The organism is Halomonas sp. HK25 (assembly GCF_047795635.1).
Taxonomy (GTDB): Bacteria; Pseudomonadota; Gammaproteobacteria; order Pseudomonadales; family Halomonadaceae; genus Halomonas.
This window is the reverse complement of record NZ_CP181044.1, coordinates 43,336-69,145: the sequence shown is the minus strand read 5'-3', so window position 1 is coordinate 69,145 and position 25,810 is coordinate 43,336. Positions and strand designations below refer to the sequence as shown.

24 protein-coding genes are annotated in these 25,810 nt (G+C 66.9%); 4 read left to right on the top strand and 20 right to left on the bottom strand.

The window, feature by feature from the left end; all coding sequences use genetic code 11:
- Positions 1 to 122 precede the first annotated feature (122 nt).
- From ACM26W_RS00290 to ACM26W_RS00270, 5 genes are read right to left on the bottom strand one after another with little or no spacing between them, the layout of a single operon-like run.
- The gene (locus ACM26W_RS00290; RefSeq protein WP_416138886.1) at positions 123 to 1,043 is read right to left on the bottom strand and encodes an OB-fold domain-containing protein; all 921 of its coding nucleotides are present in this window, start codon (positions 1,041 to 1,043) and stop codon (positions 123 to 125) included.
- 4 nt (positions 1,044 to 1,047) lie between these two features.
- Positions 1,048 to 2,262 (bottom strand): thiolase family protein, encoded by a 1,215-nt coding sequence (locus ACM26W_RS00285; RefSeq protein ID WP_416138885.1) that lies wholly within the window; start codon positions 2,260 to 2,262, stop codon positions 1,048 to 1,050.
- 39 nt (positions 2,263 to 2,301) lie between these two features.
- Entirely contained in the window at positions 2,302 to 4,140 is a 1,839-nt protein-coding gene (locus ACM26W_RS00280; RefSeq protein ID WP_416138884.1) for a long-chain-acyl-CoA synthetase, read from the bottom strand.
- Between the two features lie 37 nt (positions 4,141 to 4,177).
- Entirely contained in the window at positions 4,178 to 4,807 is a 630-nt protein-coding gene (locus ACM26W_RS00275) for a nuclear transport factor 2 family protein (protein ID WP_416138883.1), read from the bottom strand.
- 11 nt (positions 4,808 to 4,818) lie between these two features.
- Positions 4,819 to 5,553, bottom strand: coding sequence for an SDR family NAD(P)-dependent oxidoreductase (locus ACM26W_RS00270; RefSeq protein WP_416138882.1), 735 nt, complete (start codon positions 5,551 to 5,553; stop codon positions 4,819 to 4,821).
- 206 nt (positions 5,554 to 5,759) lie between these two features.
- Between ACM26W_RS00270 and ACM26W_RS00265 the strand changes: the two genes are divergently transcribed.
- Positions 5,760 to 6,590, top strand: coding sequence for an alpha/beta fold hydrolase (locus ACM26W_RS00265; RefSeq protein ID WP_416138881.1), 831 nt, complete (start codon positions 5,760 to 5,762; stop codon positions 6,588 to 6,590).
- 12 nt (positions 6,591 to 6,602) lie between these two features.
- Entirely contained in the window at positions 6,603 to 8,738 is a 2,136-nt protein-coding gene (locus ACM26W_RS00260) for an FAD-dependent oxidoreductase (RefSeq protein ID WP_416138880.1), read from the top strand.
- A gap of 216 nt (positions 8,739 to 8,954) precedes the next feature.
- Here ACM26W_RS00260 and ACM26W_RS00255 read toward each other — a convergent pair whose 3' ends face one another.
- The 9 genes from ACM26W_RS00255 to ACM26W_RS00215 form a co-directional block, all read right to left on the bottom strand.
- Positions 8,955 to 9,164: a hypothetical protein gene (locus tag ACM26W_RS00255; RefSeq protein ID WP_416138879.1), complete on the bottom strand. Its 210-nt coding sequence runs from the start codon at positions 9,162 to 9,164 to the stop codon at positions 8,955 to 8,957.
- A gap of 125 nt (positions 9,165 to 9,289) precedes the next feature.
- Complete coding sequence (locus tag ACM26W_RS00250; RefSeq protein ID WP_416138878.1) at positions 9,290 to 10,420, bottom strand: acyl-CoA dehydrogenase family protein; 1,131 nt, start codon at positions 10,418 to 10,420, stop codon at positions 9,290 to 9,292.
- Entirely contained in the window at positions 10,417 to 11,622 is a 1,206-nt protein-coding gene (locus ACM26W_RS00245) for an acyl-CoA dehydrogenase family protein (protein WP_416138877.1), read from the bottom strand. Before ACM26W_RS00245 ends, ACM26W_RS00250 begins: the two co-directional genes overlap by 4 nt.
- A 24-nt stretch (positions 11,623 to 11,646) precedes the next feature.
- Positions 11,647 to 12,816 carry an acyl-CoA dehydrogenase family protein gene (locus tag ACM26W_RS00240; RefSeq protein WP_416138876.1) on the bottom strand — a complete coding sequence of 390 codons (1,170 nt, stop codon included), beginning with the start codon at positions 12,814 to 12,816 and terminating at the stop codon, positions 11,647 to 11,649.
- Positions 12,817 to 12,825: 9 nt separating this feature from the next.
- Positions 12,826 to 14,004 carry a lipid-transfer protein gene (locus tag ACM26W_RS00235; RefSeq protein ID WP_416138875.1) on the bottom strand — a complete coding sequence of 393 codons (1,179 nt, stop codon included), beginning with the start codon at positions 14,002 to 14,004 and terminating at the stop codon, positions 12,826 to 12,828.
- Positions 14,001 to 14,441: a MaoC family dehydratase gene (locus ACM26W_RS00230; RefSeq protein ID WP_416138874.1), complete on the bottom strand. Its 441-nt coding sequence runs from the start codon at positions 14,439 to 14,441 to the stop codon at positions 14,001 to 14,003. The genes ACM26W_RS00235 and ACM26W_RS00230 overlap by 4 nt, the downstream gene beginning before the upstream one ends.
- On the bottom strand, positions 14,413 to 15,546 hold the full coding sequence (locus tag ACM26W_RS00225; RefSeq protein WP_416138873.1) for an acyl-CoA dehydrogenase family protein: 1,134 nt from the start codon (positions 15,544 to 15,546) through the stop codon (positions 14,413 to 14,415). The genes ACM26W_RS00230 and ACM26W_RS00225 overlap by 29 nt, the downstream gene beginning before the upstream one ends.
- A gap of 9 nt (positions 15,547 to 15,555) precedes the next feature.
- A complete protein-coding gene (locus ACM26W_RS00220) occupies positions 15,556 to 16,530 on the bottom strand; it encodes a bifunctional MaoC family dehydratase N-terminal/OB-fold nucleic acid binding domain-containing protein (protein ID WP_416138872.1) in 975 nt (324 codons plus the stop codon).
- 48 nt (positions 16,531 to 16,578) lie between these two features.
- A complete protein-coding gene (locus ACM26W_RS00215; protein ID WP_416138871.1) occupies positions 16,579 to 17,367 on the bottom strand; it encodes an SDR family oxidoreductase in 789 nt (262 codons plus the stop codon).
- A 141-nt stretch (positions 17,368 to 17,508) separates the two neighbouring features.
- Between ACM26W_RS00215 and ACM26W_RS00210 the strand changes: the two genes are divergently transcribed.
- Positions 17,509 to 18,300, top strand: a complete 792-nt coding sequence (locus ACM26W_RS00210; RefSeq protein ID WP_416138870.1) for an enoyl-CoA hydratase — start codon at positions 17,509 to 17,511, stop codon at positions 18,298 to 18,300.
- 36 nt (positions 18,301 to 18,336) lie between these two features.
- Positions 18,337 to 19,092: an SDR family NAD(P)-dependent oxidoreductase gene (locus ACM26W_RS00205; protein WP_416138869.1), complete on the top strand. Its 756-nt coding sequence runs from the start codon at positions 18,337 to 18,339 to the stop codon at positions 19,090 to 19,092.
- A 120-nt stretch (positions 19,093 to 19,212) separates the two neighbouring features.
- Here the strand turns inward: ACM26W_RS00205 and ACM26W_RS00200 are convergent, their stop codons facing one another.
- From ACM26W_RS00200 to ACM26W_RS00175, 6 genes are all read right to left on the bottom strand, one after another.
- Positions 19,213 to 20,055: an SDR family NAD(P)-dependent oxidoreductase gene (locus ACM26W_RS00200; protein WP_416138868.1), complete on the bottom strand. Its 843-nt coding sequence runs from the start codon at positions 20,053 to 20,055 to the stop codon at positions 19,213 to 19,215.
- Positions 20,056 to 20,126: 71 nt separating this feature from the next.
- Positions 20,127 to 21,308, bottom strand: a complete 1,182-nt coding sequence (locus ACM26W_RS00195; RefSeq protein ID WP_416138867.1) for a helix-turn-helix transcriptional regulator — start codon at positions 21,306 to 21,308, stop codon at positions 20,127 to 20,129.
- 145 nt (positions 21,309 to 21,453) lie between these two features.
- Positions 21,454 to 22,545, bottom strand: a complete 1,092-nt coding sequence (locus ACM26W_RS00190; protein ID WP_416138866.1) for an alkene reductase — start codon at positions 22,543 to 22,545, stop codon at positions 21,454 to 21,456.
- Positions 22,546 to 22,558: 13 nt separating this feature from the next.
- Positions 22,559 to 23,329: an SDR family NAD(P)-dependent oxidoreductase gene (locus ACM26W_RS00185; RefSeq protein WP_416138865.1), complete on the bottom strand. Its 771-nt coding sequence runs from the start codon at positions 23,327 to 23,329 to the stop codon at positions 22,559 to 22,561.
- 84 nt (positions 23,330 to 23,413) lie between these two features.
- Complete coding sequence (locus ACM26W_RS00180; RefSeq protein WP_416138864.1) at positions 23,414 to 24,484, bottom strand: 2Fe-2S iron-sulfur cluster-binding protein; 1,071 nt, start codon at positions 24,482 to 24,484, stop codon at positions 23,414 to 23,416.
- A gap of 17 nt (positions 24,485 to 24,501) precedes the next feature.
- Entirely contained in the window at positions 24,502 to 25,764 is a 1,263-nt protein-coding gene (locus tag ACM26W_RS00175; protein ID WP_416138863.1) for an acyl-CoA dehydrogenase family protein, read from the bottom strand.
- Between the last annotated feature and the right edge of the window lie 46 nt (positions 25,765 to 25,810).

Genomic DNA, 25,810 nt, shown 5'->3' with positions numbered 1-25,810 from the left:
CCGGCCACTCCAGACGGCGCCGACAGCCGCTGCACCAGAAGACACATAAAAAAAGTCGCCGGACAGTAATCCTGCCGGCGACAAGGGCTTGCCGCATGAAGCAACGTCGAGAGGTAATGCCGCTAGCGGTAGAACATCACCAGGTCATTGATGACCGAGGGACGCTCCTCGCCCACCACGTGGGTGTGCACCTCGAGCACCACCTTGGTGCCCTTGCGAGTGACGCCGGCCTCCTTGACCCGCGCACGAGCCTGAACGCTAGACCCGACAGGGACCGGCGCCGGGAATCTCAGTCGATCGGAGCCGTAGTTGACCACCGTCGAAAAACCTTCGATGACGAAATCCAGGGGCAGCGTCAGCCGCGACTGCAGCACCTGCACCAGGGCCCCATGGGCGATGGTGGTACCGTAGGGGCTCTCCCGGGCGGCCCGCTCCGGGTCGGTATGGATCCAGTAGTCGTCGCCGGAGAGCTCGGCGAAGCGGTCCACCAGCGGCTGGTCGATCAAGAGCGGCGCACTCCAGGCGCTGAACTCGTCGCCGACCAGGCTGGCCACGGCCGCGGCGTCATCGAAGGAGACCCGGCGGCGACCCTGCTCGTCCCTGGCCAGAACCGGCGTCTCATCGCGCTCGCGCTCCCCGCCTGGGCGGGTAAAGCGCAGCAGGGTATCGCCGCGAGCATTGACCCGACAGAAGCTCGGTTGAAGCGCCATGCCCACCTCGATCTCCTCCTCGGCAAGGCCGACCAGGGTGGTGTTCATGCGCACCCCCTCGGCCAGCTCCACCACCGCCAGCGCCTGAGGCGACTCATCGGCGAACTCGGGCAGGGTGGGAATGCGCGCCAGGGTATAGCTGTAGAGGGTCGCCTCGCCCGACGCCTCCTTCCAGCTCAGCTCGGGCGAGAGACAGTGTGTGCAGTGGCGGCGCGGATAGAAGACCCAGCCTTCGCAGGCATCGCAGCGCTGCAGCAGCAGGCGCCCTTCCTTCAGCCCTTCCCAGAAGGGGCGGCTGATCTCGGTCACCACGGGTAGCGGTTTGTAGTCCATGCTCTCAACTCCCCTGAAGAATCAGTGCGCCCTGCTCACTCATCACGCCACCCGTTCCCGACACGAAAGCCTGGTCGCAGCGCGAGAGCTGGCGCTCGCCGGCCCGGCCGGCGATCTGGGTATAGGCCTCGATCACCTGGGACATGCCCCCCGCCGCCGCGGCCTGCCCGAAACTGAGCTGCCCGCCGTGGGTGTTGAGAGGGAAGTCTCCCTTCCAGGTCAGGTCGTGCTCGCGCACGAAGGCCATGCCCTCACCCTTGCCGCAGAAGCCGGCATCCTCGAGGCTGAGCAGCACCGTGATGGTGTAGCAGTCGTAGATCTGGGCCGCGTCCATGTCGCCTGGCCGGGTGCCGGACATGGTGAAGGCCTGGCGCGCGGCGTGGGCGATGGGGGTCTCGGTCATCTCCTCGGCGTAGGAGGGCGACTTGAAGGCGAGCCGCTCGCCGAAGCCGGTGACGAAGGCCGGACGGTGCTTCGCCCGGGCGGCCAGCTCCTTGGAGGCGACGATCACCGCGGCCCCGCCGGCCACGGGCATGACGATCTCGAGCACGTGCAGCGGGTCGGCCACTTTCCGACTGGCCAGGACATCCTCGACGCTGAGCGGCTGACCGTGGAAGATCGCCTCGGGGTTGGCCAGGGCATTGGTGCGTTGATCCACGGCGATCTTGGCCATGGCCCTGGGGTCATAGCCGTAGCGGGCCGCATAGCGCTGGGCGATCATGGCGTAGCCGGTGTTCTGCCCCATGTGGCCGTAAGGCAGGTCGAACTCTGCTTCCGGCGCGCCGAAGGCGGTGCTGTGACCACCGAAGCGCATGGCCCGGGCCATCCAGGCCGGGTCCTCGTCGGGGCCGAAGGGTGCCATGCGCGCCGGCAGCACGCAGAGCACCGCCTGACAGAGGCCCATCTCGATGGCAGCAGCGGCGCGCCACACCATGCCCACCGGCGTACAGCCGCCGAGGTCCACTACCTCGGCGAAGTTGACCTCGATGCCCAGGTATTCGGCGGCCATGGCCGGCACGAAGACCGAGGCCTCGTGGAAGTGGGGGCCGTTGATCACCAGCCCATCCAGGTCCTCCCGGCGCAGGCCGGCGTCGCGCAGCGCCCGACCTGCCAGGTCGGCGACCTGCTCCAGATGGAACATCTGCGGTGCGGTCTGATACTTTTCGGGCCGATACTGGGCGGCCCCCACGATGGCCGCCTTGCCTGACAGTCCCGTCATTATTTTTCCTCGTTGCGGTATTGGAGGGTGGCGCCCCGCTCAGGGGCGAAAAGCGGGGAGGCCCAGCTTCTCGAGCCGCGCTTCTGACCAGGGCACATAGCGCCCCTCAGCGTCGTCGCGCAGGTAGATCGGCTCGCCGCACAGCTCGGGACAGTAGCCCTGACGCTGCAGATCCACCTTGCGCAGCTTGAAGGTGCTGGTCATGTCAGCGCTGGCCGAGACGCGCACGAACTGCGGCGCGGCGTAGCCGGGCAGGCGCTCGGCGGTCAACGCATAGAAGGCCTCGGGATCGAACGCCTGCCCCTGCTGCATGACGATGGCAGCCATGCCGGCACGCCCCTCGAAGCCAGGCACCGTCACGCCATAGATATTGAGCGACTCCATGCCGGGCAGGTCATCCAGGGCGTTGGCCACCTCCTGGGTGGAGACGTTCTCGCTCTTCCAGCGGAAGGTGTCACCGATGCGATCGACGAAGTAGAAGTAGCGATCCTCGTCATAGCGCAGCAGGTCCCCGGAGCGCCAGAAGGCATCGCCATGCCGAAAGACGTTGCGCAGGATCTTCTGCTCGGTGGCCTCGGCCGAGGTGTAGCCCTCGAAGGGGGCCACCGGCGTGTTCTCGTCATACTGGATCATGCCCAGCCCTTCGCCCACCTCGCCGGGCTCGCAGAGCGTGCAGAAGCCCTCCTCGTCGCGCAGGTGTCGTTCGGTCTCCACGTCGAAGCGCACAAGACGGAAATTGGTGCGATTCCAGGCCGGCACCCGGCCGCAGGAACCCAGCCGGTTGTCGACATTGATCAGGCTGGTGTTGGCTTCGGTGGAGCCCCATCCCTCGAGGATGCGCATCTCGCCGAAGCGCTCGACCCAGCGCTGCCAGATCTCGGCGGAGAGCCCCGCCCCCAGCATGCAGCGGAGCGAATGCTTGCCTGGCTGGCTGTCGTGGTTGAGAAGGTAACGGCAGATCTCGCCGATATACTGGCAGACGGTGACCCCGTGACGCTCGATGTCCGACCAGAAGGCGCTGACGCTGAACTTGCGGCGCAGCACGATGGCCGCCCCTGCCTTGAGGGCCGTGGAGGTCACCGAGGTGGCAGCGGCGCCGTGGTAAAGCGGCAAGCAGCAGTAGAAGACATCCTCCTTGGTGGCCCTGACGGTCGGCACCATCACATCCCCGGAGGTGAGCCAGCGCAGATGGCTGTAGATTGCCGCCTTGGGGAGGCCAGTAGTCCCCGAGGTGAAGATCAGCAGGGTGCGATCTCCGGTGCGAACCCCGTCACGCTGGCCGGCCGGCGGCGGCGTCACCTCCGCGGCAGCGATAGCCTCGCCCAGTGGCTGCCAGGGCAGCTCTCGGGGCGGGCGTGCCGCGAGCTCATCATCCTCGACCAGCCACAGCGGCAAGGAGGGCAGCTCCTCGGTCGCCTGAAAGTTCTCCATACACTCCTCGCCAACGATGGCGTGGGCCGCTCCCGTGGTCGAGAGCGCATGTACCAGAGGCACGCCGCGAATCTGGGTATTGATGAAGGCCACCACGGCACCCAGCTTGACCAGACCGAACCAGGCGGCATAGAAGGCCGGACGATTCTCCATGGCGAGCGCGCAGACGTCGCCCGCCCTGACACCGCGCACCGCCATGACATTGGCCACCTGGTTGGCCCAGGCATTGATGTCGCCATAGCGATAGCAATCCGCCTGGTAATACAGGAAGGGGCGATCGCCATATCGCTCTGCCTGCTCCTCCAGCCGATCGGCCAAGGTATAGGGCAGATCGGGAGTCAGCGTTACGGCGGCCGCACGCTCGTCCAGCCTGGCCTGGGTCTCCGCCAGACTTGGCAGCGGGCCATGCCCGGTGCGAGAGGGCATCAGGTCACTGTCAAGGTTCATGAGGTGTCCTCTGTTACTCGTTATTGTTCGTCCATGGCTAGCGCACGCGTATGCGCGGCGCCGGCGTATCGCGCCGCAGGGTGACCAGAAAGCGCTCCAGCGGAGCCGGCGCGGCCACCTCGGGCAGCGCTTCCTTATCGGGGCGCTGGCCCCAGAACGCCTGCCAGGAGGGGAAAAGATCGTGGAAGGTGCCCTCGTAAGGCTCCCGGCCCGGCCAGCGCATCTTGAGGTCGCCGATGGGCGGACGATTCAGGTCGCTGGCGTACCAATAGCAGGGCAGCCGACGCCGGAAGTACCAGCGGCCGTCGATGCGCTCATAGTCGTCCCAATAGAGCATCTGCATGATCACCCACTCGGGGCCGGTCTCATGCTCGTTCTTGGAGTAGACGACCCCTACCGCATGATCGGGGTCAGTGAACTCGATGAGATGCTGTCCCAGGTGGTGGGAGGTGCCGGTGAACTGATCACGCAGCGTCGTGTCCACCCAGGCCTTGAGGTGCTCGCGCCCGCGCCGCTCGCGCCCGACCCGAATGTCCGGGGCGAAAAGGTTGACGTGGGCATCCAGGTCGCGCATGTCCAGGGAGATAGCGTACTTGGCCACCAGCTGGCGGATCTCCTCGATGGACTCGAGCCGGTCCAGGCGCTGCTCCAGAGAAGCTGTCTGCATGTCCGACCCCCTCAAAGGAACGCCATGCCGCCGTTGACCGACACGTTCTGACCGGTCATGTAGGCCGCATCGTCGCTGGCCAGAAAAGAGGCCACGCCCGCCAGATCCTCCGGTTCGGCCATGCGCCCCAGCGGAATCGCGGCGATCATCTGGTCACGCCACTCGTCAGGAATGTCCGCCATCATCGGGGTGTTGGTGGGCCCCGGCACCAGCACGTTGGCGCGGATGCCCTGGGGCGCCAACTCCCGGGCGATGCTGCGTGTCAGCCCCACCACGCCTGCCTTGGTGGCGCAGTAGTGGGCGGGGCCTTCGCCAGTGGCGATCGCCGTGCTGGAGACGTTGATCAGCACGCCACCGTGGCTTCCCTTCTGCATCAGCCGCACCGCTTCGCGGCAGCAGAGGAAGGTGCCGGTCAGGTTCACCCCGATAACGCGCGCCCAGTTTTCGTCGGGCACCTCAGGGAAGCTGTCTACCGCGCCGGTCCCGGCGCTGTTGACCAGCACGTCCACGCGGCCGAAGGCCTTTTGGATTGCCTCGAAAGCTGCCTGCACCGAGGCGGCATCGGCCACGTCACAGCCGAGCCCCAGCGCCTTGTCGCCGAGCTGCGCCGCCACATCCCTGGCCGCCGCCTCCTGCAGGTCCAGGGCTGCCACCCGGGCCCCCTCCGCCGCAAAACGCTGCGCCATGGCGCGTCCCATTCCCTGGCCAGCCCCGGTAATGACCACCACCTTGTCCTGATGCCGCATGCTGCCTCCTGACGCCTGTCATCTTTCAGGAATTGCGGGAAAGAGACCCCGCCCCATGTAGCGCATCATCCGCAGGGCAACAGGCCGCGTAATCGTCCATCGAGACTATTTCTGCCGATATTCCCGAATGGTCTGAACGGACGATGCTCCCCGGCCGAGCCTGCCGGAGCATCACCCGAGACCCAGGACTAAAGGAGAACAACGGGATGTCGGAACAGAATCTGCCGCTGCCGGAAGGCCATTACGTCGAGCTCCCCAGCGGGCTGCGTCTTCACTACCTGGATGAGGGCAACGGCCCGGCGGTGATCTGGCTGCACGGTAGCGGCCCGGGTGCCAGCGGCTACAGCAACTTCAAGGGCAACGTGCCGGACTTTGTGGCGGCCGGCTACCGCAACCTGGTTCTCGATCTGCCGGGCTTCGGCCGCTCGGACAAGCCCGACAACGTCAACTACGACCTGGCCTTCTTTGTCGCGGCCCTGCGCGGCTTCATGGACGCCCTGGACCTGCCCCGCGCCACCCTGCTGGGCAACTCGCTCGGCGGCGCCATCGCTCTTGGCATGACCCTGGAGCAGCCGCAGCGGGTCGAGCGGCTGATCCTGATGGCCCCCGGCGGCGTGGAAGCGCGGGAGACCTACTTCGAGATGGAAGGCATCCGCCGCATGGTGGAGGTCTACGGCCGGGGTCCCATGGGCGTCGAGGAGATGCGCCAGGTGATGAGCCTGCAGCTCTACGACGCCACGGGGCTGGAGGAGTCCCTTCTCGCGGAGCGCGCGGCGGTTGCTGTTACCCAGCCCGCCAACCTCTTCTCCACCATGCTGGTTCCCGACATGACCGAGCGCCTGAGCGAGATCCAGTGCCCGATCCTCGGTTTCTGGGGCACCAACGACCTCTTCAATCCGCCCAGCGGGGCCGACAAGTTCCTCGCCGGCGCCCCACGAGCCCGCTTCCTGATGGTCAACCGCTGCGGCCACTGGGTGCAGGTGGAGCACCGCGAGCTCTTCAACCGTACCTGTCTCGACTTTCTCGCCCACGGCTGACCGGGAGGTTCCATGTCGGATTACGCCGCGCTTCTGTCGCCGGGACGCATCGGGTCCCTGTCGCTCAAGAATCGTATTGTTCAGGCGCCCATGGGCACCAATCTGGCCGAGGAGGATGGCAGCTGCGGGGAGCGCATCCAGGCCTTCTACGAGACACGCGCCCGCGGCGGTGCAGGCCTCTTGACCATGGGGGTCGGCGCCATCGCCCACCCCCACGGCACAGCAGAGCCCTGGCAGGTCGGGCTCTCTCACGACGACTTCCTGCCCGGGCTGGCGCACCTGGTCGAGCGCGTTCATCGCCACGGGGCGCGCATCGCCATTCAGCTTCAGCACGCCGGCAAGACGGCGATTCGCGACCTGACCGAGGGACGCGAGCTCTGGGTCCCCTCCCTGCCGCCCCGCGGCAGCACCGCCATGATGGCCAGCCTGACCCAAGAGGAGCTGGGGCGCTTCATCAGCTCCAGCAAGAGCCGGCAGAGCGGCCAGCCAAAGATCCGGGTCATGGAGCCGTCCGACGTCGACAACCTGGTGACAGGCTTTGCCGATGCGGCCGAGCGCGCCAAGCGTGCCGGCTTCGACGGCGTTGAGATCCACGCCGGCCACAGCTACCTGATCGCCGGCTTCCTCTCCCCCTACTACAACCGTCGCGAGGACGCCTACGGCGGCAGCCTCGAGAATCGCGCCCGGCTGCTGCTGGAGATCATTGCCGCGGTCCGCGAGCGGGTCGGCCATGACTACCCGGTCTGGATGCGGCTGGATGCCAAGGAGCTGCATACCGAAGGCGGCATCGATCTCGAGGAGAGCCTCGAGGTGGCCGCCATGGCGGAGGCGGCGGGCCTCGATGCGGTGAGCGTCTCGGCCTATGCCACCCTCAAGGAGGGGCATGAATTTACCGAGGCCCCGCTGGTCCAGACCCCCGGCGCCTTTCTCGACTGGGCCAGCGTCTTCCGCAAGCGGCTTGGCATCCCGGTGATCACCGCCGGCCGGTTGTCGCCAGAGGACTCGGAGCGGGCCATCGCCCGGGGGCAGTGCGACTTCGTCGCCATGGCTCGCCCCCTGCTGGCCGATCCTGAACTGCCGCGCAAGCTGGCCGAGGGGCGTCGCGAGGCGATTCGTCCCTGCATCTATTGTTACGTCTGCGTCAGCCAGATTTTCCTCAACCAGCGCATTCGCTGCGCCGTCAATCCCATGGTCGGGCACGAGCACGAGATCAGCCTCGAGCCCGCCGCCACGAAGCGCCACCTGGTAGTAGTGGGCGGCGGCCCCGCCGGCCTGGAGGCGGCACGCGTGGCCGCACTGCGCGGCCACCGGGTCACGCTGCTGGAGCGCGGGCCGCGGCTGGGCGGCACCCTCTTCTTCGCCTCCCTGGCCTACCCCCCGAACGGCCCGCTGGTCGATCAGCTGCGCCATGAGGTGGAACAGCTACCCGTCGAGGTACGCCTGGGGACAGAAGCGACCCCCGCCCTGATCCAGGCGCTGGCCCCCGATCACGTCGTCCTGGCCGTTGGCGCCAACCGCGATGCACCTGCAATCGACGGCGCCGACCAGGCCCACGTCTGGTCCGGCGATGAGCTGCGCCGACTGCTGACTGGCGAAGGGGAGGATGTCGCCCGGCGCAAGCTCAGCCTTTCCCAGCGCATGATGCTCAAGGCGGGCGGACTCTCCGGCGTGACCGGCAGCACCGCCGCCCTGCAGAAGCTCTCCAAACTCTGGATGCCGCTGGGCAAGCGCGTGGTGATTCTCGGCGGCGGGCTGGTGGGCCTGGAGCTGGCCGAGTTTCTGGCTCATCGTGGCCGTCACGTCAGCGTGGTGGAGGCCGGCAGCGAGCTCGGCGCCGAGCTCTCCATTCCACGGCGCTGGCGAGTGCTGCATGAGCTTCGCGAGGCCGGGGTGGAGATACTGACCGAGCGCGCAGCCGAGCGCATCTCCGCAGAAAGCGTCCAGGTGCGCGACGCCGAGGGCGACATTCAGACGCTGCCCTGCGACTCGGTGATCCTGGCCTCTGGCGCCAGACCCGATGACACCCTCGCCCAAGCGTTGGCGGATACGCTGCCCGACCTGCCGATCACCGCCATCGGTGACGGCGAGCGACTGGGCTATATCGAGGGCGCCATCCGCGCCGGCATGATGGCCGGGCGCAGCCTGTAGCGGCGAACGCCTGCCCTCCCCTGGCGTGGGAAGATGGCGCAAGAAGGGCAAAGTGGCGAGAGAAGGACAGAAGAACAGAGGGCCCGCCTGGAAGGCGGGCCCTCTTCTTTCCTGGTTCCTGTCCTGGTTTCTGTCGATGCCATGGTGTCTGTTCTGGCACCTGAGGCTTGATGTCCGCCCTGATGTCGAGCGCCTTGATGCCTCGCGACTCACCGCTCAGTGACGAAACAGATCACCAATCCCGAAGCTCGGCTGCGGCACTGGCGACAGCGCCTGGGCCGGCGCCTGAGGCATCAACTGCTGGCTGGACCAGGAGTTCATAAGTCCCAGTCCAAGCGCCAGGGCCAGCGCGGCCAGGAGATAGGCCCGCCTCCTCATGCGGGATGCGGAGTAGCGTGGTGGGAACGAATCACGGGATTTGTGCATTGTAGTCTCCCCGTCTGGCTGATGGATAACAGGGGCGGACTAAGAGGCACCGCGCCCTGTCTCCCGTTGTAGCGCCCTACTTCCAGCGACACATGGTCCATACGGACTATCAGCGAAACATGCCGTCAGGCCTCGGCCTCCACCGCGCTGGCATAGCGGTCGAGGTGGTAGTCGCCATCGCCGAGGCAGGCCTGGGCGACTCGGATACGCTTGAGGTAGAGGCCCACGTCGAGCTCGTCGGTAACGCCGATGCCGCCGTGTAGCTGCACCGCCTCGCGGCTGACGCGCTCGGCCACTGCGCCCATCTTCCACTTGGCCAGACTGACCAGGCCAGCCCGCTCGGCGCTCTCCTGATCCACCGCCTCCAGGGCAGCCATGGCGGTGCTGCGGGCCAGCGCCAGCTCCACATGCAGCCAGGCGCAGCGATGCTGCAGGGCCTGGAAGCTGCCGATGGGTACATCGAACTGACGGCGCGTCTTGAGATATTCCAGGGTCATCTCGAACAGCGCCTCGCTGGCACCGAGCAGCTCGGCGGCCAGGCAGGCGCGCCCGCGATCCAGGGCGGTATCGAGCAGCGCGATACACGCCTCTCCCCTGGCCAACAGCTGCTCACGCCCAAGCAGCACCCGCTCGAGACGCAGCCTGGCACCGTTGCGCGAATCCACCAGCGTCAGGCTCTCGACGCTCAGGCCGGCGCTCTCCGCCGGCACTAGGAAGAGCGCCGGATCGCCCTCCTCCATCAGCGCCGTGACCAGATAGGCGTCGGCCCCCACGCCGTCCACCACCCAGCTCTTCTCGCCATCGAGGCAGTATCCCTCTGTCGAGGCACGGGCCTTACAGACCCGCGGCAGCACCTGGTGGTGGCGCCCCTCCTCCAGGGCCAGGGCCGGGCGCCACTCGCCCGCGATCAGGGGAGGTAACAGGTCGGCAACCCGGACGGGATCCTCCAGCCCTTCCAGCAGGCTGCCACACAGCACCACCGAGGAGAGCAGCGGCGCCGGGCTCAGCTGGCGCCCCATGGCTTTGCAGATGACGCCCAGCCCCTGATAGCCGAAGTCGAGCCCGCCATGGGCCTCGCCGAAGGGGACAGCACTCCACCCCATCTCGACCATTTCTTGCCACAGCGACGGCTCGAAGCCGAGCGGGTCCTGCCGATCGCGCAACGCCCGCTGAGCGTCCACCGGGCTGCGCTCGGTCAGGAAGTCCCGCGCCGTATCGGCCAGCAGCCGCTGTTCATCGTCGTATGCCAGACTCATTTCGCCTCTCCTTTGCCCGCCTCGGGAAGCCCGAGGACCCGCTTGGCAATCACGTTGAGCTGCACCTCGGATGAGCCACCAGCGATGGTCTGGGCAAAGCTGCCGAGCCAGGCCCGCGTCAGCGCCAGCTCCTGGTCGGTAAAGCTCGACTCTTCCCAACCCAGGGCGCGCAGCCCCAGCACATCCAGCAGCACCTCGAACTTCTCCTTCTCCTGCTCGCTGTGCACCAGTTTCATGATGGCCATCAGATCTGAGCCATCCTGGCCGGCGCGCATCTCCTCGGCCATGCGCCGCTGGGTCAACTCGAAGGCGTGCTCTTCCATTCGGCAGCGAATGGCGCGCAGGTGGAGCGCCTGCTCGGCGCGCCCCTGAGGCTCGGGCAGGTACTCGCGAAGTAGTGACAACAGATCGAAGTGGGTCGGGAGGCTGATCTCGCCGAACTTGGACATGGCGCGCCGCTCGTGCTGCAGCAGGCGCTTGGCCAGGGCCCAGCCCGCGTTAAGCTCGCCCACCAGGTTTTCCCTAGCCACCCTGACGCCGTCGAAGAACACCTGGCAGAATGAGGACTTGCCGCCAATCAGGTCGATGGGGGCCGTCGAGACTCCCTCGGCGTGCATGTCGATGAGCAGCAAGCTGATGCCCTGGTGCTTGGGGGCGTCGGGATCAGTTCTCACCAGGGCGTACATCCAGTCGGACTTGTCGCCGTAGGAGGTCCAGATCTTGGTCCCGTCCACCACGAAGTGGTCACTTTCAAGGCGTGCCCGGGTGCGCAGGCTGGCGAGATCGGAGCCGGCGTTGGGCTCGCTGAAGCCCTGGCACCAGCGCACCTCGCCGCGAGCCATGGGCGGCAGCAGGCGTCGCTTCTGCTCCTCGCTGCCGTGCTCGAGCAGCAGCGGCCCCAGCATCCAGATGCCCAGGTTGATCTGTGGAGGTCGGCAGCGCAGCCGCCGCATTTCCGCCTCCAGCACCGCCGCCTCCTCGGCGTTCAGTCCGCTGCCTCCATACTCGATGGGCCAGTCGGGGCAAAACCAGCCCCGATCACGCATCCGCTCGAACCAGAGCCGCTGATCTTGGCTGACAAACTCGACTTGACTGCCCCCCCAGACCATCTCATTCTCGGGCATGGGGGTGCGCATCGACTCAGGGCAGTTAGCCTCCAGCCAGGCGCGGGTTTCGCATCGAAAGGCCTCGATATCGCTCATTGCTGTTCTCCTGGCGGGAAATGGCTAGCGAACTGCACGGGGCAGTCCCAGGCCGAACTGGGCGATCAGCTCGCGCTGGATCTCGTTGGTGCCGCCACCGAAGGTCAGGGTCACCGAGGCGCGCACCTCGTACTCCAGGTCCCCCATGAGCACAGCGGCAGGGCTGCCGTCGCGTACTAGGGCGCTGCGCCCCACCACTTCGACCAGGCGGTGCAGTATCTCGACCGCCGACTCGGAGCCGTAGACCTTGGTGATGGAGGCCAGGGCCACGTCCATCTCGCCGCGATCTAGGTCGGCGGCAATCCGGAAGTTGATCAGGCGCATCGCTTCCAGCCGCGCATAGCACTCGGCCAGGGCCCGGTGCACCCAGGGTTGCTCGATGGGACGCCGCCCGCGTTCGTCCGGGGTCCGCGCCCAGAGGTAGACGCGCCGGAACAGCCCTACCACCTTGTCCGACCAGGAGCCCAGTCCCAGGCGCTCATGGTTAAGCTGGGAGGTAACGAGCCGCCAGCCGCCGTGCAGCTCCCCCACCAGATTCTCCCGGGGCACCCTGACGTCGTCGTAATAGGAAGCGGCAGTGGGATTGCTGCAGGTGGGGATGACGGTGCTGGAGAAGCCGGGATCCCGGGTATCCACGATCAGGATCGATATCCCCTTGTGGCGCGCTCGCTCGGGGTCCGTGCGGGCGGCCAGCCAGATATAGTCGGCGTTCTCAGCCCCCGAGGTCCACAGCTTGTTGCCGTTGACCACGAAGGTGTCGTCCTGAAGGCGTGCCGAGGTCTTCAGGTTGGCCAAGTCGGAGCCGGCCTCGGGCTCCGAGTAGCCGATGGCGAAGTGGATCTCGCCCGCGGCGATGCCGGGCAGGAAGCGCGCCTTCTGCTCCTCGGTGCCGAACTCCATGAGCGCCGGCCCCACCGTGCTGATGGTCACAAAGGGCAGCGGCGCACCGGCGATATTGGCCTCCTCGAAGAAGATCAGCTGCTCGGTGGCCTGAAACCCCTGGCCGCCGTGCTCCTTGGGCCAGCCCACCGCCAGCCAGCCATCCTTCCCGATCTGGCGCACCACCCGGCGATAATCCTCGCCACCCTCCTGTCCGCGCAGCTGCTGCCGAAGCTCCGGCGTCATCAGCTGTGAAAAGTAGTCGCGTACCTGCAGTCGCAGCGCCCGCTGCTCGGGTGTCAAATCCACAAACATGTCATCACCTCACTCGCTCCCCAGAATCAGGCCGCTGGTCGGCACCCCGGTGCCCGCCGTGACCAGCACGTTCTCCACGCTCTCCACCTGGTTGACCGCAGTGCCCCGCACCTGGCGCACCGCTTCGGCCACGCCATTCATACCGTGGATGTAGGCCTCGCCGATCTGCCCGCCGTGGGTGTTGATGGGCAGCCGGCCGCCCCGAGCATGATGGCCGGCGCGCACGAACTCCTTCGCCTCGCCACGAGGTGCGAACCCAAACTCCTCGAGCTGAGGCAGTACGAAGGGCGTGAAGTGGTCGTAGAGCACCGCGGTCTGAATCGCCTCAGGCGAGAGTCCCGACTGTCCATAGAGGGTGCGCGCCACAACGCCGAGCTCCGGCAGCCCGGTGATCTCCTTACGATAGAAGGAGGTCATGCTCTGCTGCCCCTCAGCCATGCCCTGAGCGCCGGCCTTGATCACTACCGGGTGGTCCGTCAGATCCCGAGCCCGATCCCGCCGCGTGATCACCATCGCTACGGCCCCGTCGGACTCCTGACAGCAATCGAGCAGGTGTAGCGGCTCACAGATCCAGCGCGAAGCCTGGTGCTCCTCCAGGGTGATGGGCTTCTGGTAGAAGAAGGCCTCCGGGTTGGTGGCGGCAAAGTCCCGCGCCGCCACCGCCACCCGGCCGAAGTCTTCCGAGGTGGCCCCGTAGGCGTGCATGTAACGACGGGCAAACATGCCCACCCAGGCCGCCGGGGTGTGGAAGCCGTGGGGCATGTACCAGCCATAGTTGACGTTGTCGAAGATGGGGGTGTCGCCGAAGCCATAGCTGCCGCTACCGAATCGGTACCAGGAACGCTCGTTCAGCGAGCGATAGACCACCACCGTATTCGCCATGCCGGTGGCTACCGCCATGGCGGCGTGCATGATCGGGGCGCAGGCGGCGCCACCGCCGTGGGGCACCTGGGAGAAGAAGCGCACCTCGCGACACCCCAGCAGACGTGCGATCTCGTATTCGGGCACCTTGTCGACGCTATAGCTGCTGAAGCCGTCCACATCCGCCGGGTCAATGCCCGCGTCCGCCAGGGCAGCCAGCGTCGCTTCCATGGCCAGGCGCAGCTCGGTACGTCCCGAATTCTTGGAAAATTCCGTGGCGCCGAGTCCCACGATGGCGGCACGGCCGGCAATCGACTGATCCGTCATGCTCGTCTCTCCTCGTCGTGGGGCAGCTGCAGGGTTGCCGTTCCGGTCACGTGGCTGCCCATGGAGTTGCTGCCCTTGAAGCGCACGTCCACGCTACGAGTGGCGTTGTCCACGGCGCTCACTTCGCCGCTGAATAACATGGTGTCCCCGGGGTAGTTGGGCGCGCCCAGCTTGATCTTGAGGTCGACAAAGCGCGCCTCGGGGCCGGCCCAGTCCTCCACGAAGCGCTGCGCCAGACCGCTGGTGGTCAGGATGTTCATGAAGACATGGGGCGAACCCAGCGCCTGGGCCGCATCCTTGTCGTGATGACCGGGAAAGTAGTCACGAGTGGCGACCGCACCGCCGGTGATCAGCGTCACGGTGATTGGAATCGACAGCTCGGGCAGCGATTCACCCACTGTCACATCGTCAAGATGCCGAATGTTCTTCGAGGTCATATTTCCATCCCAGAGTGTCATGTTCAGCCAGCCATTGCCCCAGCGCGTCGAGCACGGCGCTGCCGCCGCCCAGTTCACTGCCCAGCACGCGGCTCCAGTAGAGGTAGCGATGAATCGGATAGGTGATGTCGACGCCGACGCCGCCGTGCACGTGCTGGGCGCGATGGCCGATGCGGTGACCCGCCTCACAGGCGAACCAGGCCACGCTTGCCGCCTCGGCATCGCAGGAGAGCCCGGCATCCAGGCGGTAGCAGAGCTGCCAGAGCGTCGAGCGCAGCGTCTCCAAGTCGATGCGCGCATCGGCCATGCTCATCTGGACCGCCTGGAAGCTGCCGATGCGCTGATCGAACTGTCGCCGCTCGGCGATATAGGCCACGGTGTGGCGCAGCTGGGCCTCGCTTACGCCCAGCTGCAGCGCCGCCAGGGCCGCTACCGCCCGCGGGCGCAGCCAGTCCAGCGCCGTCTCCGGGAGCAGCTGCGAATGGCCGATCACCACGCCGTCACACTCGAGGTCGCACACCGGCTCACCCTGGGCCATGACGCCCTTTCGAAGCGCAAGCCCCGAGCTGTTGGGGTCCAGCCAGGCCAGTCGCATGCCGTCCGGCAGGGCCAGCGGCACGATGATCAGCGCCGCCTGCTCAGCGTAGGGCACCGCTGCCAGGGTGCCGGCCAGGGTCCAGCCATCCGGGTGGGCCTGGGCCGAGAGACAGGGCCGCTGAGCGACAACGGCGTCGATGCCGCCCAGGGTCAGCAGTCGGTGGCCGGCTGCCGCCGCCTCCACCAACGGCGCTTCGGCGCTGTCACCGAATGTCGCCAGCAGGGTGGCGGCCAGCTGGTGGCGCCACAGCGGCGCCGGGCCAAGCGACTCCCCTTGGGCCTGCAGTACCCACATCAACTCGATCATGCCAAGCCCGCTGCCTCCCTGGGCGTCGGGGATCAGCAGGGAGTGCAGCCCGGTCTCGATGCAGGCCTCCCAGAGCGGCGCTAGCCAGGGCTCACCGGACGCATCGAAGCGCTGCAGGGCCTCGTCTTGGGAGTGGTCATCGAACAGCCCCCGCGCCATCTCTGCGATGGCTTGCTGCTCTTCGCTCATCGTGAAATCCATGCCGCCTCCTCAAGCGCTTGCCGGGCGAAACTGGGGCAGTACCAGGTCGCCATCAAAGGTATTGAAGACCACCTCGAGACGCTGCCCGATCTCCAGGCGGTCGGGCTCCACGTCAACGAGGCCAGCTGCCAGGCGCACGCCCTCGTCTAGTTCCACCAGGCCGATGGGGTTGGGGTAGTCAAAAGGCGGCACTTCGGGATAGTGCATGACAACGTAGGAGTAGAGGTGCCCCTGGCCGCTTACCGTCTTGTAGCTCAGCTCGAGTGACTGACAGTGGCTGCAGGCGGGGCCGGGGGGGTGCTGCAGCTCGCCGCAGGCGCTGCAACACTGGATGCGCAACTCGCCGGCCTGGCACCCCTCCCAGAAGAAGCGGGTGTCGTCGCTGATGCCGGGACGTGGGCGTGGCACAGTGGCAGGCGCCTCTTCGGGCCGGGCTGGCTTAGCCTGCGCCACTTGGGCCGGACGGAACTTGAAGACACGAAACATCAGCTGCCCCACCGGCTCGTCGTCGTGGGACGCCTCCGCGAAGAAGCGCATCACCAGCGTGACGAAGTAGCCGGTGCCAAGCCCAGTGGTCTTCTCCTCGCTGACCGAGTCGAGTCGGGTGGTGTAGTAGAGCCTTTCACCGAGACGCACATAGCGTTCGAAGCTCAGGTCCGAGTTAACCGCCACCACCGAGGCAAACCCCTGTGCCTCCAGTAGCTTGAGCACCTCATAAGGGTTCTCGTCGGTGGAGCCCGGCGGGTAGTTGTTCTGATGCATGCCCTCCAGGCACCAGGCCTGGAGCATGGCGGGGGGAGCCACGATGCCTTCGTACTCGGTGGTCCGGGCATAGGCCTCGTCGGTATAGAGAGGGTTGTTGACCCCCATCGCCTCGCACCACTGGCGAATCATCGGCGCATTGACGCGATCCCAGGCGTAGACGCGACCATATTCACGCCCCACCAGGGCACGCACTTCGGATATCCACTCTTGTTCAGCCACGGGTTGATCTCCTGCATGTCCAGCTGCCCTGCGGCAGCCGCGAAAGGGTTAGGGTGCGGCGCTGCTGGCGGAAAGGAAGGCCGGACGCTCACCACCGCCGTGGAGCAGCAGGTTGCAGCCGCTGGCATAGCTCGCCAGCGGCGAGGCGATGAAGCAGCAGGCTCGGCCGATATCCTCCGGCGCCGCCAGCCGGCCCGCCGGAATGGTCTCGGCAACCCGGGCGATGCCCGCCTCGTCGCCGTAATGCAGATGAGACTGCTCGGTCTGCACCAGCCCGGGGCTGACAGCGACGCTGCGCACCTTGGGCGCCCACTCCACCGCCAGCGACTGCACCAGCGACAGCACACCCGCCTTGGCCGCACCGTAGGCGGCGGTGCCCGGGGAAGCGCGCAGGGCGCTGATGCTGCCGATAAAGATGATGCAACCCCCTTCCGGCTGGTGCTGCATCATCCGGTTGGCGTGCTGGGCCAGCTCCAGGGGCGCGATGAGGTTGAGGCGCAGGATGCTCTCGTGAAAACGCGGCGAGGCCTCGCCCGCCTCCGCTGCGGGGCTCCCCCCAGCGTTGTTGATCAGCACATCCAGCCGCCCGTAGCGTGACGCGATGCGCTCGAAAATGCCCTGCTGGGAGTCCCGGTCGCGCACGTCCGCCTCGAGAAAGTCGGCGCGGCGGCCGTCGGCTTGCGGTAGCTGGTCGGGCGCCTGACGTCCACACACCACCACCTCTGCCCCCGCCTCCAGAAAACAGCGGGCAATGCCCGCCCCAACGCCGCGGGTCCCCCCTGTGACCAGCACTACGCGCCCCGAGTAATCGGGCATTGATGATCTGACTGGCTGCATCCGGCTCTCCTCGCTTGCCTCTGACACCATGACGCCAGTCTAGAGAGCTCGACTCACCGGCCACTTCGTCTGAACGGACGATGGCGACATTCTCAGTGAGGACGACTATTTCACAGAGCCCCTAGTTCGAGAGTGACGCGCATGACAGCAAAAGATGAGACAGCGCCGCCGGTTCTTCTGGACTGGCCGAGCGAGGGCGTGGCGAGGCTGACCCTGCACCGCCCTGAGGCTACCAACGCTCTGAGCCTCGAGCTGCAGACGCGGCTCTCTGCATATTTCTGCGAGCTGGGCGAGGACGAGCGGGCCCGCTGCATCGTGCTCACCGGCGGAGAGCGCGTATTTGCCGCCGGCGGCGATATTCGCAGCATGATCGACGCCGACCCGATCGAGATTCACAAGCGCCATACCGAAAGACTCTGGGCGCCGATCCAGCACTGCCCGAAGCCGGTGGTCGCGGCAATCAATGGCTACGCCTACGGCGGCGGCTGCGAACTTGCCATGCTGGCCGATGTGCTCATCGCCGGTGAAGGCGCCAGCTTCTGTCAGCCAGAGATTCGCATCGGCATCATGCCGGGTATCGGCGGCACCCAGCGGCTGGTCCGCGCGGTGGGCAAGGCCAAGGCCATGCAGATGGCGCTGACCGGGCGCCCCATAACGGCTCACGAGGCCTGGGTGGCCGGCCTGGTCAGCGAGCTGGTGCCCGACGAGCAGGTGACGTCCCGCTCCCTGGAAGTGGCAGCGCAGATCGCTGAACTCTCACCGCTGGCGGCGGAGCAGATCAAGGAAGTGATCCTCGCCGGGCTCGATGCCCCCCTCGAAAGCGCTCTCGCCATCGAGCGCAAGGCCAACGCGCTGATGTTCGCCTCTCGAGACCAGAGGGAAGGCATGCTGGCCTTTCTGGAGAAACGCCGCCCCCAATTTACCGGGCGCTGAACACCGCCCAACTCCTCACCGATCAAGGAGGTCGTCATGTTTCTACCGCTCTTCTCGCTTACCGGCAGGCGCGCCCTGGTGACCGGCGCCGGGCGCGGCATGGGGCTCGGCATAGCCCGCGCCCTGGCCCGCCAGGGGGCCCAGGTGGCCGTCAACGAGGCGCTGCCCGAGCGCGCCCAAGAGGCGGCCGAATGCCTGGTCAACGAGGGTTATGACGCCATCGCCGCGCCGGCGGACATCACCGACCCCGCACAGCTTCGCGAAATGGTCACCGGCGTTAAAGCGCGCTGGGGCGGCATCGATATCTTCGTCGCCAACGCCGGCGTGCCGGTAGGCGGCATGACCTATGGCCGCTTCGTGGAGAGCGCTCCGGAGGAGTGGAAGGCCTATATCGACCTCAACCTCTACGGTCTGATGCACGGCTGCCAGGCGGTACTGCCCGGCATGCTGGAGCAGGGCTGGGGGCGGATCATAGCGATCACCTCGGAGTCCTGGCGGGCCGGCGTCCCCATGGGAATCGCCGCCTACGCCGCCTCTAAGGCCGGCGCCGTCGGTTTCATCCGGCAACTTGCCTCGGAGACCGGCCGCCAGGGCGTCACCGTCAACGCCCTTTCCCTGGGTACCATGAACAACTGGGAGGGCGCCGAGGCAATAGCGCGTAAGTCCTGCGCAGTGGCCCGAGCGGGCTCCCCACAGGACGTTGGCGCCGGCGTTGCCTATCTGGCGTCGGAGGAAGCGAGCTGGGTCACCGGCCAGGTCCACGCACTTAATGGCGGCAGCCTGACCGCCTGACGCCAGTGCATGTAAAAAAATGCCAATGGCGAAAGGGAGAGCGAGAAGGGCCCGCTTGCTGAGCGTACCCTTCTTTTATTTCGCACCTTTTTCGCTTCTCGATCGAGACGCCCCGCACTGTTAGCTCTCTTCTGCCTCCGCCACCAGGCCGCGCTCACGGGCAAGGGGTTGGGCGTCCAGGGTCCGATATTGCATCGACTCGGCTTCTGGCGCAGTCGCCAGCCACAGCAGCACCGCCGCCGGCAGCGAAGGGGAGACCGCGCCGTAGCGGCGGGCCAGCTCGCCGCCCTCCCCCAGGGTGGCCTGCAGCGCTTCCGTGGCTACCACGCCAGGGTTGACCGTGTAAGCCCGGATTCCCTGCTCCCCGGACTCCCGCGCTAGCACTCCGGAGAGCCGCGAGACGGCCGCCTTACCGGCGCCATAGGCGTAGCCCCAGCCGCCCCGATCGGCCGGCAGCGGCGGATCCTTCTCTCCGGCGCCGGAGGTGATGTTGATCACCACGCCGCCGCCCTGGGACAGCATGGCCGGCAGCAGCGCCTGGGTCAGCTGCACCGGAGCGATCAAATAGCCCTGGGCAACGCGAGTCAGGGTCTCGGCCGTAAGCGCCATGAAAGGCGCGTTGAGGTCGCGCCCCTGGTAGATGGCGTTGTTGACCAGCACGTCCACGCGGCCAAAGTGGGCCAGCGCATGCTGCGCCGCCGCCGCTACCGAAGCGCTGTCCAGCAGGTCCATGGGCAGCGCCAGCACCTCGGCGCCACACGCTTCCAGCGCCCGGGCGGTGGCGGCCAGGCTTCCCGGCAGCGGCGTGCCGTCGGGCTGAGTCAGCGCATGCTCATGCATCTGGCCCTCCACCTGGGTACGCCCGGTAATCACCAGATCGAAGCCGGCTCTGGCGAAAGCCAGCGCTGTGGCGCGCCCGATGCCGCGACTGGCACCGGAGATAAAAGCGACCCTGCGGCTCATGAGATTCTCTCCTCGGCTGTCATCACCGCCATGCTGGGCTCTGCTGCCAAGGGGGGCATCCTGCAGTCGGACTAGCTGGCCAGGGAGTCCAGCTCGCCGCCAAGGCCACCGCCCAGCGGCGCCACGCTGTTGAGAAAGAGCCTGACCAGCTCGGTCTGGCGCCTGACGCCGGTCTTGGAAAAGATCGAGCGTAGGTGAGCCCGTGCCGTGTTGCGGCGAATACCCAGCGCTTCGGCCGCCTCTTCCAGGGAGAGGCCGTTGGCCAGCTGCAGGGAGAGCTGGGTCTCGGCTGGCGTCAGGCCGAAGAGCTTCTTGGCCACCTCGCTGCTGGCCTGGGAGCGCCCCACCGCGTCGCGGATATAGACCGCAGCGGCAGGCTGCCCCTTGCCATCGGCCCAGGCGGTGCGTGGTATGGGCTCCACCACCACGCCCAGGTTGACCTCCCCGGAGGGGCGAGTCAGCGACATGGCCTCGGGAAAGCCCGCCCCCCCGGCCTCTGTCTCGGCCAGGCTAAAGGCCTGCCGAATCAGCCGGCGCAGCTCCTTGTTGTCGCTGGGGTAGAAGGCTTCCAGGCGCCCGCCGACGACCTTGAGCCCATCCTCGCTCTCGATCAGGTGCTTCGCCGCCAGGTTCTGATCGATGACATGGCCGTTCTCGTCTACCAGGATAATGCCGAGGGAGAGCTTCTCTACCGCTTGGCAGTAAAGTGTGCTCATCGAGGCGGTGCGGTCGAGCTGGTTGTGCAGCGTCAGGGCACGTCGCAGATGAGGAATGATGCGCTCGCACAGCGCCCGCTCCTCCGCACCGAAGGCCGGCGAGGCCTCATCGCGGGTGATCCGAAAGCGCAGCCGACCGGCGTCGGGAGTCTCGATATCGGCGCCCAGAAGATGGTAGACCCCGCTGGCGGCGCACCAGTGCTTCCGGTAGCTGCTCTGCCGCCACTCCCCCTCACTCATGACATCCTCAACGGTGAAGACCTTGTTGGCCGGCAGATTCGAGAAGGGGGTCTGTTGATGCTGGTAAGGAAAGTAGCTGACGCTGGCATCGCCGAGCTCGCGATCTTCGACACGCCCGACAGCAACCATCAGGCCGGTCTCGCCCTGGGAGGGCACCCGCAAGATCAGGGTGACGAAGTTGGCCGCGAAGAGGTCTTTGATTATTTCCAGGGCTCGTCGCCAGTTATCACTCTCATGAGCTGCCTCATAGAGGCTGGATATCAGCTCATCGTAAGTATCCAAGTCTAGCGTGGCCATGCTCAGCTCGCCCCCTCGGCGGCACCCGGGGGGCCGCCTTGTCGATGTCGTTGGATGTGGGAGGATTTACGTTAACTTAGCGACTATGGCGACACGATTGTATACCACCTACGTATACTATCTAAGTCGTCCTGAGTCACAGCACTCAGGCGACCACATAGCCCTCGGGGCCAGGCGTATAGAGGGTCTTCCTGTCGAACCCCCGCGGCGCCTCGCCGCGGCGCACCTTATCGACCAAGTCGGGGTTGGCGATGAAGTGGCGGGCGAAGGAGACCGCCGCCCCCTCACCGGAGGACACCGCCTCGGCGGCGCTTTCGGGTGAAAAGCCGTTGTTGAGCACCAGCGGTCCCTCGAAGGACTCTCGCGCCAGGGCAAAGGCGTCCAGGTCCTCGAGCGGGGAGCGCATCATATGCAGGTAGGCCAGACCCAGAGGAGCTAATCGGCGCAGCAGCTCACGATGGGTCTCCACCGACTCCCCATCGCTCACATCGTTGTAGGTGTTACCGGGGTTGAGGCGCAGCCCCACCCGGTCGGCGCCGATCTCCGAACTCATGGCTTCGAGACACTCGACCACGAAGCGCACGCGATTTTCGATGCTACCGCCGTAGGCGTCGTCGCGCCGGTTGGTGCGCGCACAGAGAAACTGCATCGGCAGATAGCCGCTGGTGCCGTGCAGCTCCACGCCGTCGAAGCCAGCCTCCCTGGCGAGCTGCGCGGCACGACCGTGCACGGCCACCGCCTCAACCACCTCGGCGGTAGTCATGGCTCGCGGCGTATCAAAGGGCTGCATGCCGCTATCGTCGGTGTAGACCTCCCCCCGGGCGACTTCATCGCTGGGCCCCAGGGTCGCGACGCCCGGCCCCTTGACGTGCCGACTCCCGATACGCCCGGCATGCATGATCTGCAGCACGATGCGCCCCCCGCGGCGGTGGACGGCATCGGTCACCCTGCGCCACCCGGCGACCTGTTCCGCGGTGGCGATCCCCGGCTGGCGACAATAGGCCTGGCCCTCGGCGCAGGGCCAGGTGCCCTCGGCCACGATCAGCCCCGCCTCGGCCCGGGCCGCATAGTGATCGGCCATCATCTGCGTGGGCACGCCGTCCGCCGCGGCGCGATTGCGCGTCATCGGCGCCATGACGATGCGGTTGGCGAGCTCCAGCGCCCCCAGGCGCGTTGGTGTCATCAGGGCTTCCACCTGAGCCAGGTTCTGCTGGCCACACTCTTGCACTTCGCTCATGCCAAGCCTCCCGCTAGTCCATGGCCGTGATCAGCACGGCGCTACGACCACCGTCGACGGGCAGGGTGGCACCGGTGATGTAAGAAGCTGCCTCACTGGCCAGGAAGAGCACCGCTTCGGCCAGCTCCTCGGGGCGCCCGACGCGTCCCATGGGTATCAGCTTCTCGGTGCTGCGACGGCTGGCCTCGTCGGCCAGCATGCCGGCCGTGGCTGGGGTCTCGACCACCGCCGGGACCACCACGTTGACCCGAACGCCATCGGCTGCACCTTCGGCGGCGGCCGCCCGGGAAAAGTTGATGACTGCCGCCTTGGAGGCGGAGTAACCCGACATGCCGGCGGTGCCCAGCTCGCCGCAGATCGAGGCCAGGTTGACGATAGCGCCACCGCGGCCCTTCATCAGCCCAAGGGCCGTGCGGGTCGCCCAGAAGGTGCCATCCACCGTGGCCACAAAGTTCTGGTGCCACTCCACGGTGCTCATCTCCACCAGCGGCCCCCAGGTGAAGGCCATGGCATTATTGACCAGGATATCCAGGCTGCCGTGATGCTCGGCGGTCTGTTCCAGGGCCGCGACCAGTGCTGCTTCATCGCTGACGTCGGCCACCACGGCCTCGGCCTGACCGCCTTCGGCGCGGATCGCCTCGACCACTCCCTGCAGCGGCGCCTCGCGCCGCCCACAGATCACTACTCTGGCGCCTTCCCGGGCCAGCAGTTTTGCGGTCGCCTCGCCGATGCCGCTACCGCCTCCGGTCACGAAGGCCACCTTGTCCTGCACCTTGCCGCTCATGCCTTATCCTCCACCATCTCTGTTAGCGATTGCCCGTCCCATCACCCTGTCGAAGTCGCCGCGCCGCGCCATCGTCCGCAAGGACTAGAGAAACGTCAGCACCAGCCGCGGACTGGCCGGCTGGGCCTGACAACTCAGCGTCATGCCCCGGGCCAGGTCGCGCTCATCTAGCACGTCGTTGTGTTGCAGCACCACCTCACCCTCCTCGACCCGACACATGCAGGTGGCGCACATGCCAGCCTGGCAGGCGTTGGGCAGCAGAATGCCCTGACGCTCAGCCGCCTCGATCAGCGTCTCGTCGGGGCGGCACTGGAACCGCAGCGTCTCTCCGTTCAGGGTCACGCTGACCTCGCTCTCCCCCTCGCCGGCGGCTGGCTCGGTTGGGGTGACCGCTTCCTCCGGTAGCGAAGAAGCAAGCGCCGCAGGTTCCGGGGCAGCAGGACGGCTAGGCGGCGAAAGAAAGCGCTCGAGGCGCACTCGCTCCGGCGGCACGCCCAGAGCACTTATGGCCTCTTCCACCGCCGCCATGAAGGGACCCGGGCCGCAGATGAAGACCCGCGCATGCCACCAGGGCCTGGCCAGCCACATCAGCTGCTCTCGACGCGGCGGCCCCTGCACGGAGTCGAGCAGATGAATCACCTGCAGCCGCTCCGGGTATTGCCCCTGCAGTTCGCGCAGCAGGTCGGCGAAGATGACCGAGCGCTCGTCGCGATTGGCATAGACCAGACAGACGCGGCCGTGCCCCTCGGCCAGCACAGCGCGCAGGATCGACAGCACCGGCGTGATGCCGCTGCCGCCGGCGAAGAGCAGAAAGTCCCCCTCGGGCGTGTCAGCGACGAAGCGACCCGCCGGCGCCAGGCTCTCCAACCGCTCGCCAGTCGCCAGCGCATCGCAGATCCAGTTGGAGCCCAGCCCGCCCGGCACCCGCTTCACGGTGATTCTGAGATCGCCATCCAGCCCCGGTGCGCTAGAGAGGGAATAGCAGCGCTGGATCGCCTCGCCCTGTACCGGCAACCGCACCGTCAGGAACTGGCCGGGACGGTAGGCAAAGGCGTCCCGCTGCGCCCCGGGCACCTCCAGCCAGATCGAGCAGGCATCTGGGGTTTCGTTGATGACCTCGCGCACGCGCAGGGAGTGGTAGCGTGAAGCGTCCATGTGCCCCTCCGACGGCTTCAGATATAGGGATCGGCGTTGGGCAGGCCAAGCATCACCGCCCCGAACGACCGCGCGTAGGCGTCGGTGTTATTGGCGATATGCCCACGGGCCTGATGAATGTCCCGCACGATTCGCTCGATGGGATTGCTACGGTAGAGCCCCGACGCCGCGCAGGCTCGCAGCAGCTCATCCACGTGGGCGGCGCAGGTCTTGGCCACCAGCGCTGACTGGGCGCGCTGCAGCAGGCGATCCTCGACCTCCATCTGGGTCCCCTGGTGCGCGTGGTCAACGACCTCCTGGAAGTTGCGCATCAGCACCAGCTTCAGCTCGTCACTGCGCAGAATCGCCTGTGCCACGGCCATCTGCGCGTTGGGATCCTCAGCGGTCTTGGCACCGTGCTTGCCCACGTGCGCGGCCGCGCGCTGGCTAAACTCGGCAATGGCACCGTCCAGAGCGCCGATGCAGGCGGTGGAGACGGCCCGCTGGAACACCTGGGTGAAGGGAATCCGATAGAGCCAGCCATCGTTGAGGGCTCGCCCGGGGCAGCCGCTGTCGCTGTGATTGTTGGTGCGCTGGGTGCGGTGGGCAGGCACGAAGGCATCCTTGACCACGATATCGTGGCTGCCGGTAGCGCGCAGGCCGTGCACATCCCAGTTCTCGACGATCTCGAAGTCCTCCCGCGGCAGCAGGAAGGTGGTGTGTTCGAGCCCCTCGTCGCCATCCTCGCGGGGCAGCAGGCCGCCCAGCAAGATCCACTGGCAGTGCTCCACGCCGCTGGAGAAGCCCCAGCGACCGGAGAAGCGATAGCCGCCTTCCACCGGATCCGCCTTGCCGACCGGCATATAGGTGGAGGCGATCAGAGTGTCGCTGCGCTCGCCCTCCTCCCCCCAGACGTCGCGCTGGGCCTGCTCGGGGAAAAGCGGCAGCTGCCAGTTATGCACGCCGATCACCCCGTAGATCCAGGCGGTCGACATGCACCCTCGCGCCAGGGCCATCTGGACACGGTAGAAGACCCGCGGGTCCAGCTCGTAGCCGCCCCAGCGGCGGGGCTGCAGAACGCGGAACACTCCGGCCTCCTGCATCTCGCGCACCGTTTCCACGGGCACCTTGCCGGCACGCTCGGCGTCGGCGGCACGCTCGGCCAGCACAGGCACCAGCGCCTCGACGCGCTCCAGCAGCGCCACCGCATCAGGGATCATCCAGGCATCGCTGCCGGCGGTCGGGACTCCATCGAAGATCACGCCCATCTCGTCTCTCCTCTCGTGGCTTGCGATGAGCACGGAAAGTGCTCCTGCCAGCAAGCCTTTCACTCGCCCCCCCGCCCCT

Bases quoted from the DNA above. Each gene is read 5' to 3' on its own strand.
- ACM26W_RS00200 (WP_416138868.1), bottom strand. From the start codon at position 20,055: ATGAGCCGCAGGGTCGCTTTTATCTCCGGTGCCAGTCGCGGCATCGGG.
- ACM26W_RS00290 (WP_416138886.1), bottom strand. From the start codon at position 1,043: ATGGACTACAAACCGCTACCCGTGGTGACCGAGATCAGCCGCCCCTTC.
- ACM26W_RS00245 (WP_416138877.1), bottom strand. From the start codon at position 11,622: ATGAGCGATATCGAGGCCTTTCGATGCGAAACCCGCGCCTGGCTGGAG.
- ACM26W_RS00195 (WP_416138867.1), bottom strand. From the start codon at position 21,308: ATGGCCACGCTAGACTTGGATACTTACGATGAGCTGATATCCAGCCTC.
- ACM26W_RS00255 (WP_416138879.1), bottom strand. From the start codon at position 9,164: ATGCACAAATCCCGTGATTCGTTCCCACCACGCTACTCCGCATCCCGC.
- ACM26W_RS00250 (WP_416138878.1), bottom strand. From the start codon at position 10,420: ATGAGTCTGGCATACGACGATGAACAGCGGCTGCTGGCCGATACGGCG.
- ACM26W_RS00260 (WP_416138880.1), top strand. From the start codon at position 6,603: ATGTCGGATTACGCCGCGCTTCTGTCGCCGGGACGCATCGGGTCCCTG.
- ACM26W_RS00225 (WP_416138873.1), bottom strand. From the start codon at position 15,546: ATGGATTTCACGATGAGCGAAGAGCAGCAAGCCATCGCAGAGATGGCG.
- ACM26W_RS00235 (WP_416138875.1), bottom strand. From the start codon at position 14,004: ATGACGGATCAGTCGATTGCCGGCCGTGCCGCCATCGTGGGACTCGGC.
- ACM26W_RS00285 (WP_416138885.1), bottom strand. From the start codon at position 2,262: ATGACGGGACTGTCAGGCAAGGCGGCCATCGTGGGGGCCGCCCAGTAT.
- ACM26W_RS00210 (WP_416138870.1), top strand. From the start codon at position 17,509: ATGACAGCAAAAGATGAGACAGCGCCGCCGGTTCTTCTGGACTGGCCG.
- ACM26W_RS00205 (WP_416138869.1), top strand. From the start codon at position 18,337: ATGTTTCTACCGCTCTTCTCGCTTACCGGCAGGCGCGCCCTGGTGACC.
- ACM26W_RS00190 (WP_416138866.1), bottom strand. From the start codon at position 22,545: ATGAGCGAAGTGCAAGAGTGTGGCCAGCAGAACCTGGCTCAGGTGGAA.
- ACM26W_RS00215 (WP_416138871.1), bottom strand. From the start codon at position 17,367: ATGCAGCCAGTCAGATCATCAATGCCCGATTACTCGGGGCGCGTAGTG.
- ACM26W_RS00265 (WP_416138881.1), top strand. From the start codon at position 5,760: ATGTCGGAACAGAATCTGCCGCTGCCGGAAGGCCATTACGTCGAGCTC.
- ACM26W_RS00185 (WP_416138865.1), bottom strand. From the start codon at position 23,329: ATGAGCGGCAAGGTGCAGGACAAGGTGGCCTTCGTGACCGGAGGCGGT.
- ACM26W_RS00240 (WP_416138876.1), bottom strand. From the start codon at position 12,816: ATGTTTGTGGATTTGACACCCGAGCAGCGGGCGCTGCGACTGCAGGTA.
- ACM26W_RS00280 (WP_416138884.1), bottom strand. From the start codon at position 4,140: ATGAACCTTGACAGTGACCTGATGCCCTCTCGCACCGGGCATGGCCCG.
- ACM26W_RS00180 (WP_416138864.1), bottom strand. From the start codon at position 24,484: ATGGACGCTTCACGCTACCACTCCCTGCGCGTGCGCGAGGTCATCAAC.
- ACM26W_RS00230 (WP_416138874.1), bottom strand. From the start codon at position 14,441: ATGACCTCGAAGAACATTCGGCATCTTGACGATGTGACAGTGGGTGAA.
- ACM26W_RS00270 (WP_416138882.1), bottom strand. From the start codon at position 5,553: ATGCGGCATCAGGACAAGGTGGTGGTCATTACCGGGGCTGGCCAGGGA.
- ACM26W_RS00275 (WP_416138883.1), bottom strand. From the start codon at position 4,807: ATGCAGACAGCTTCTCTGGAGCAGCGCCTGGACCGGCTCGAGTCCATC.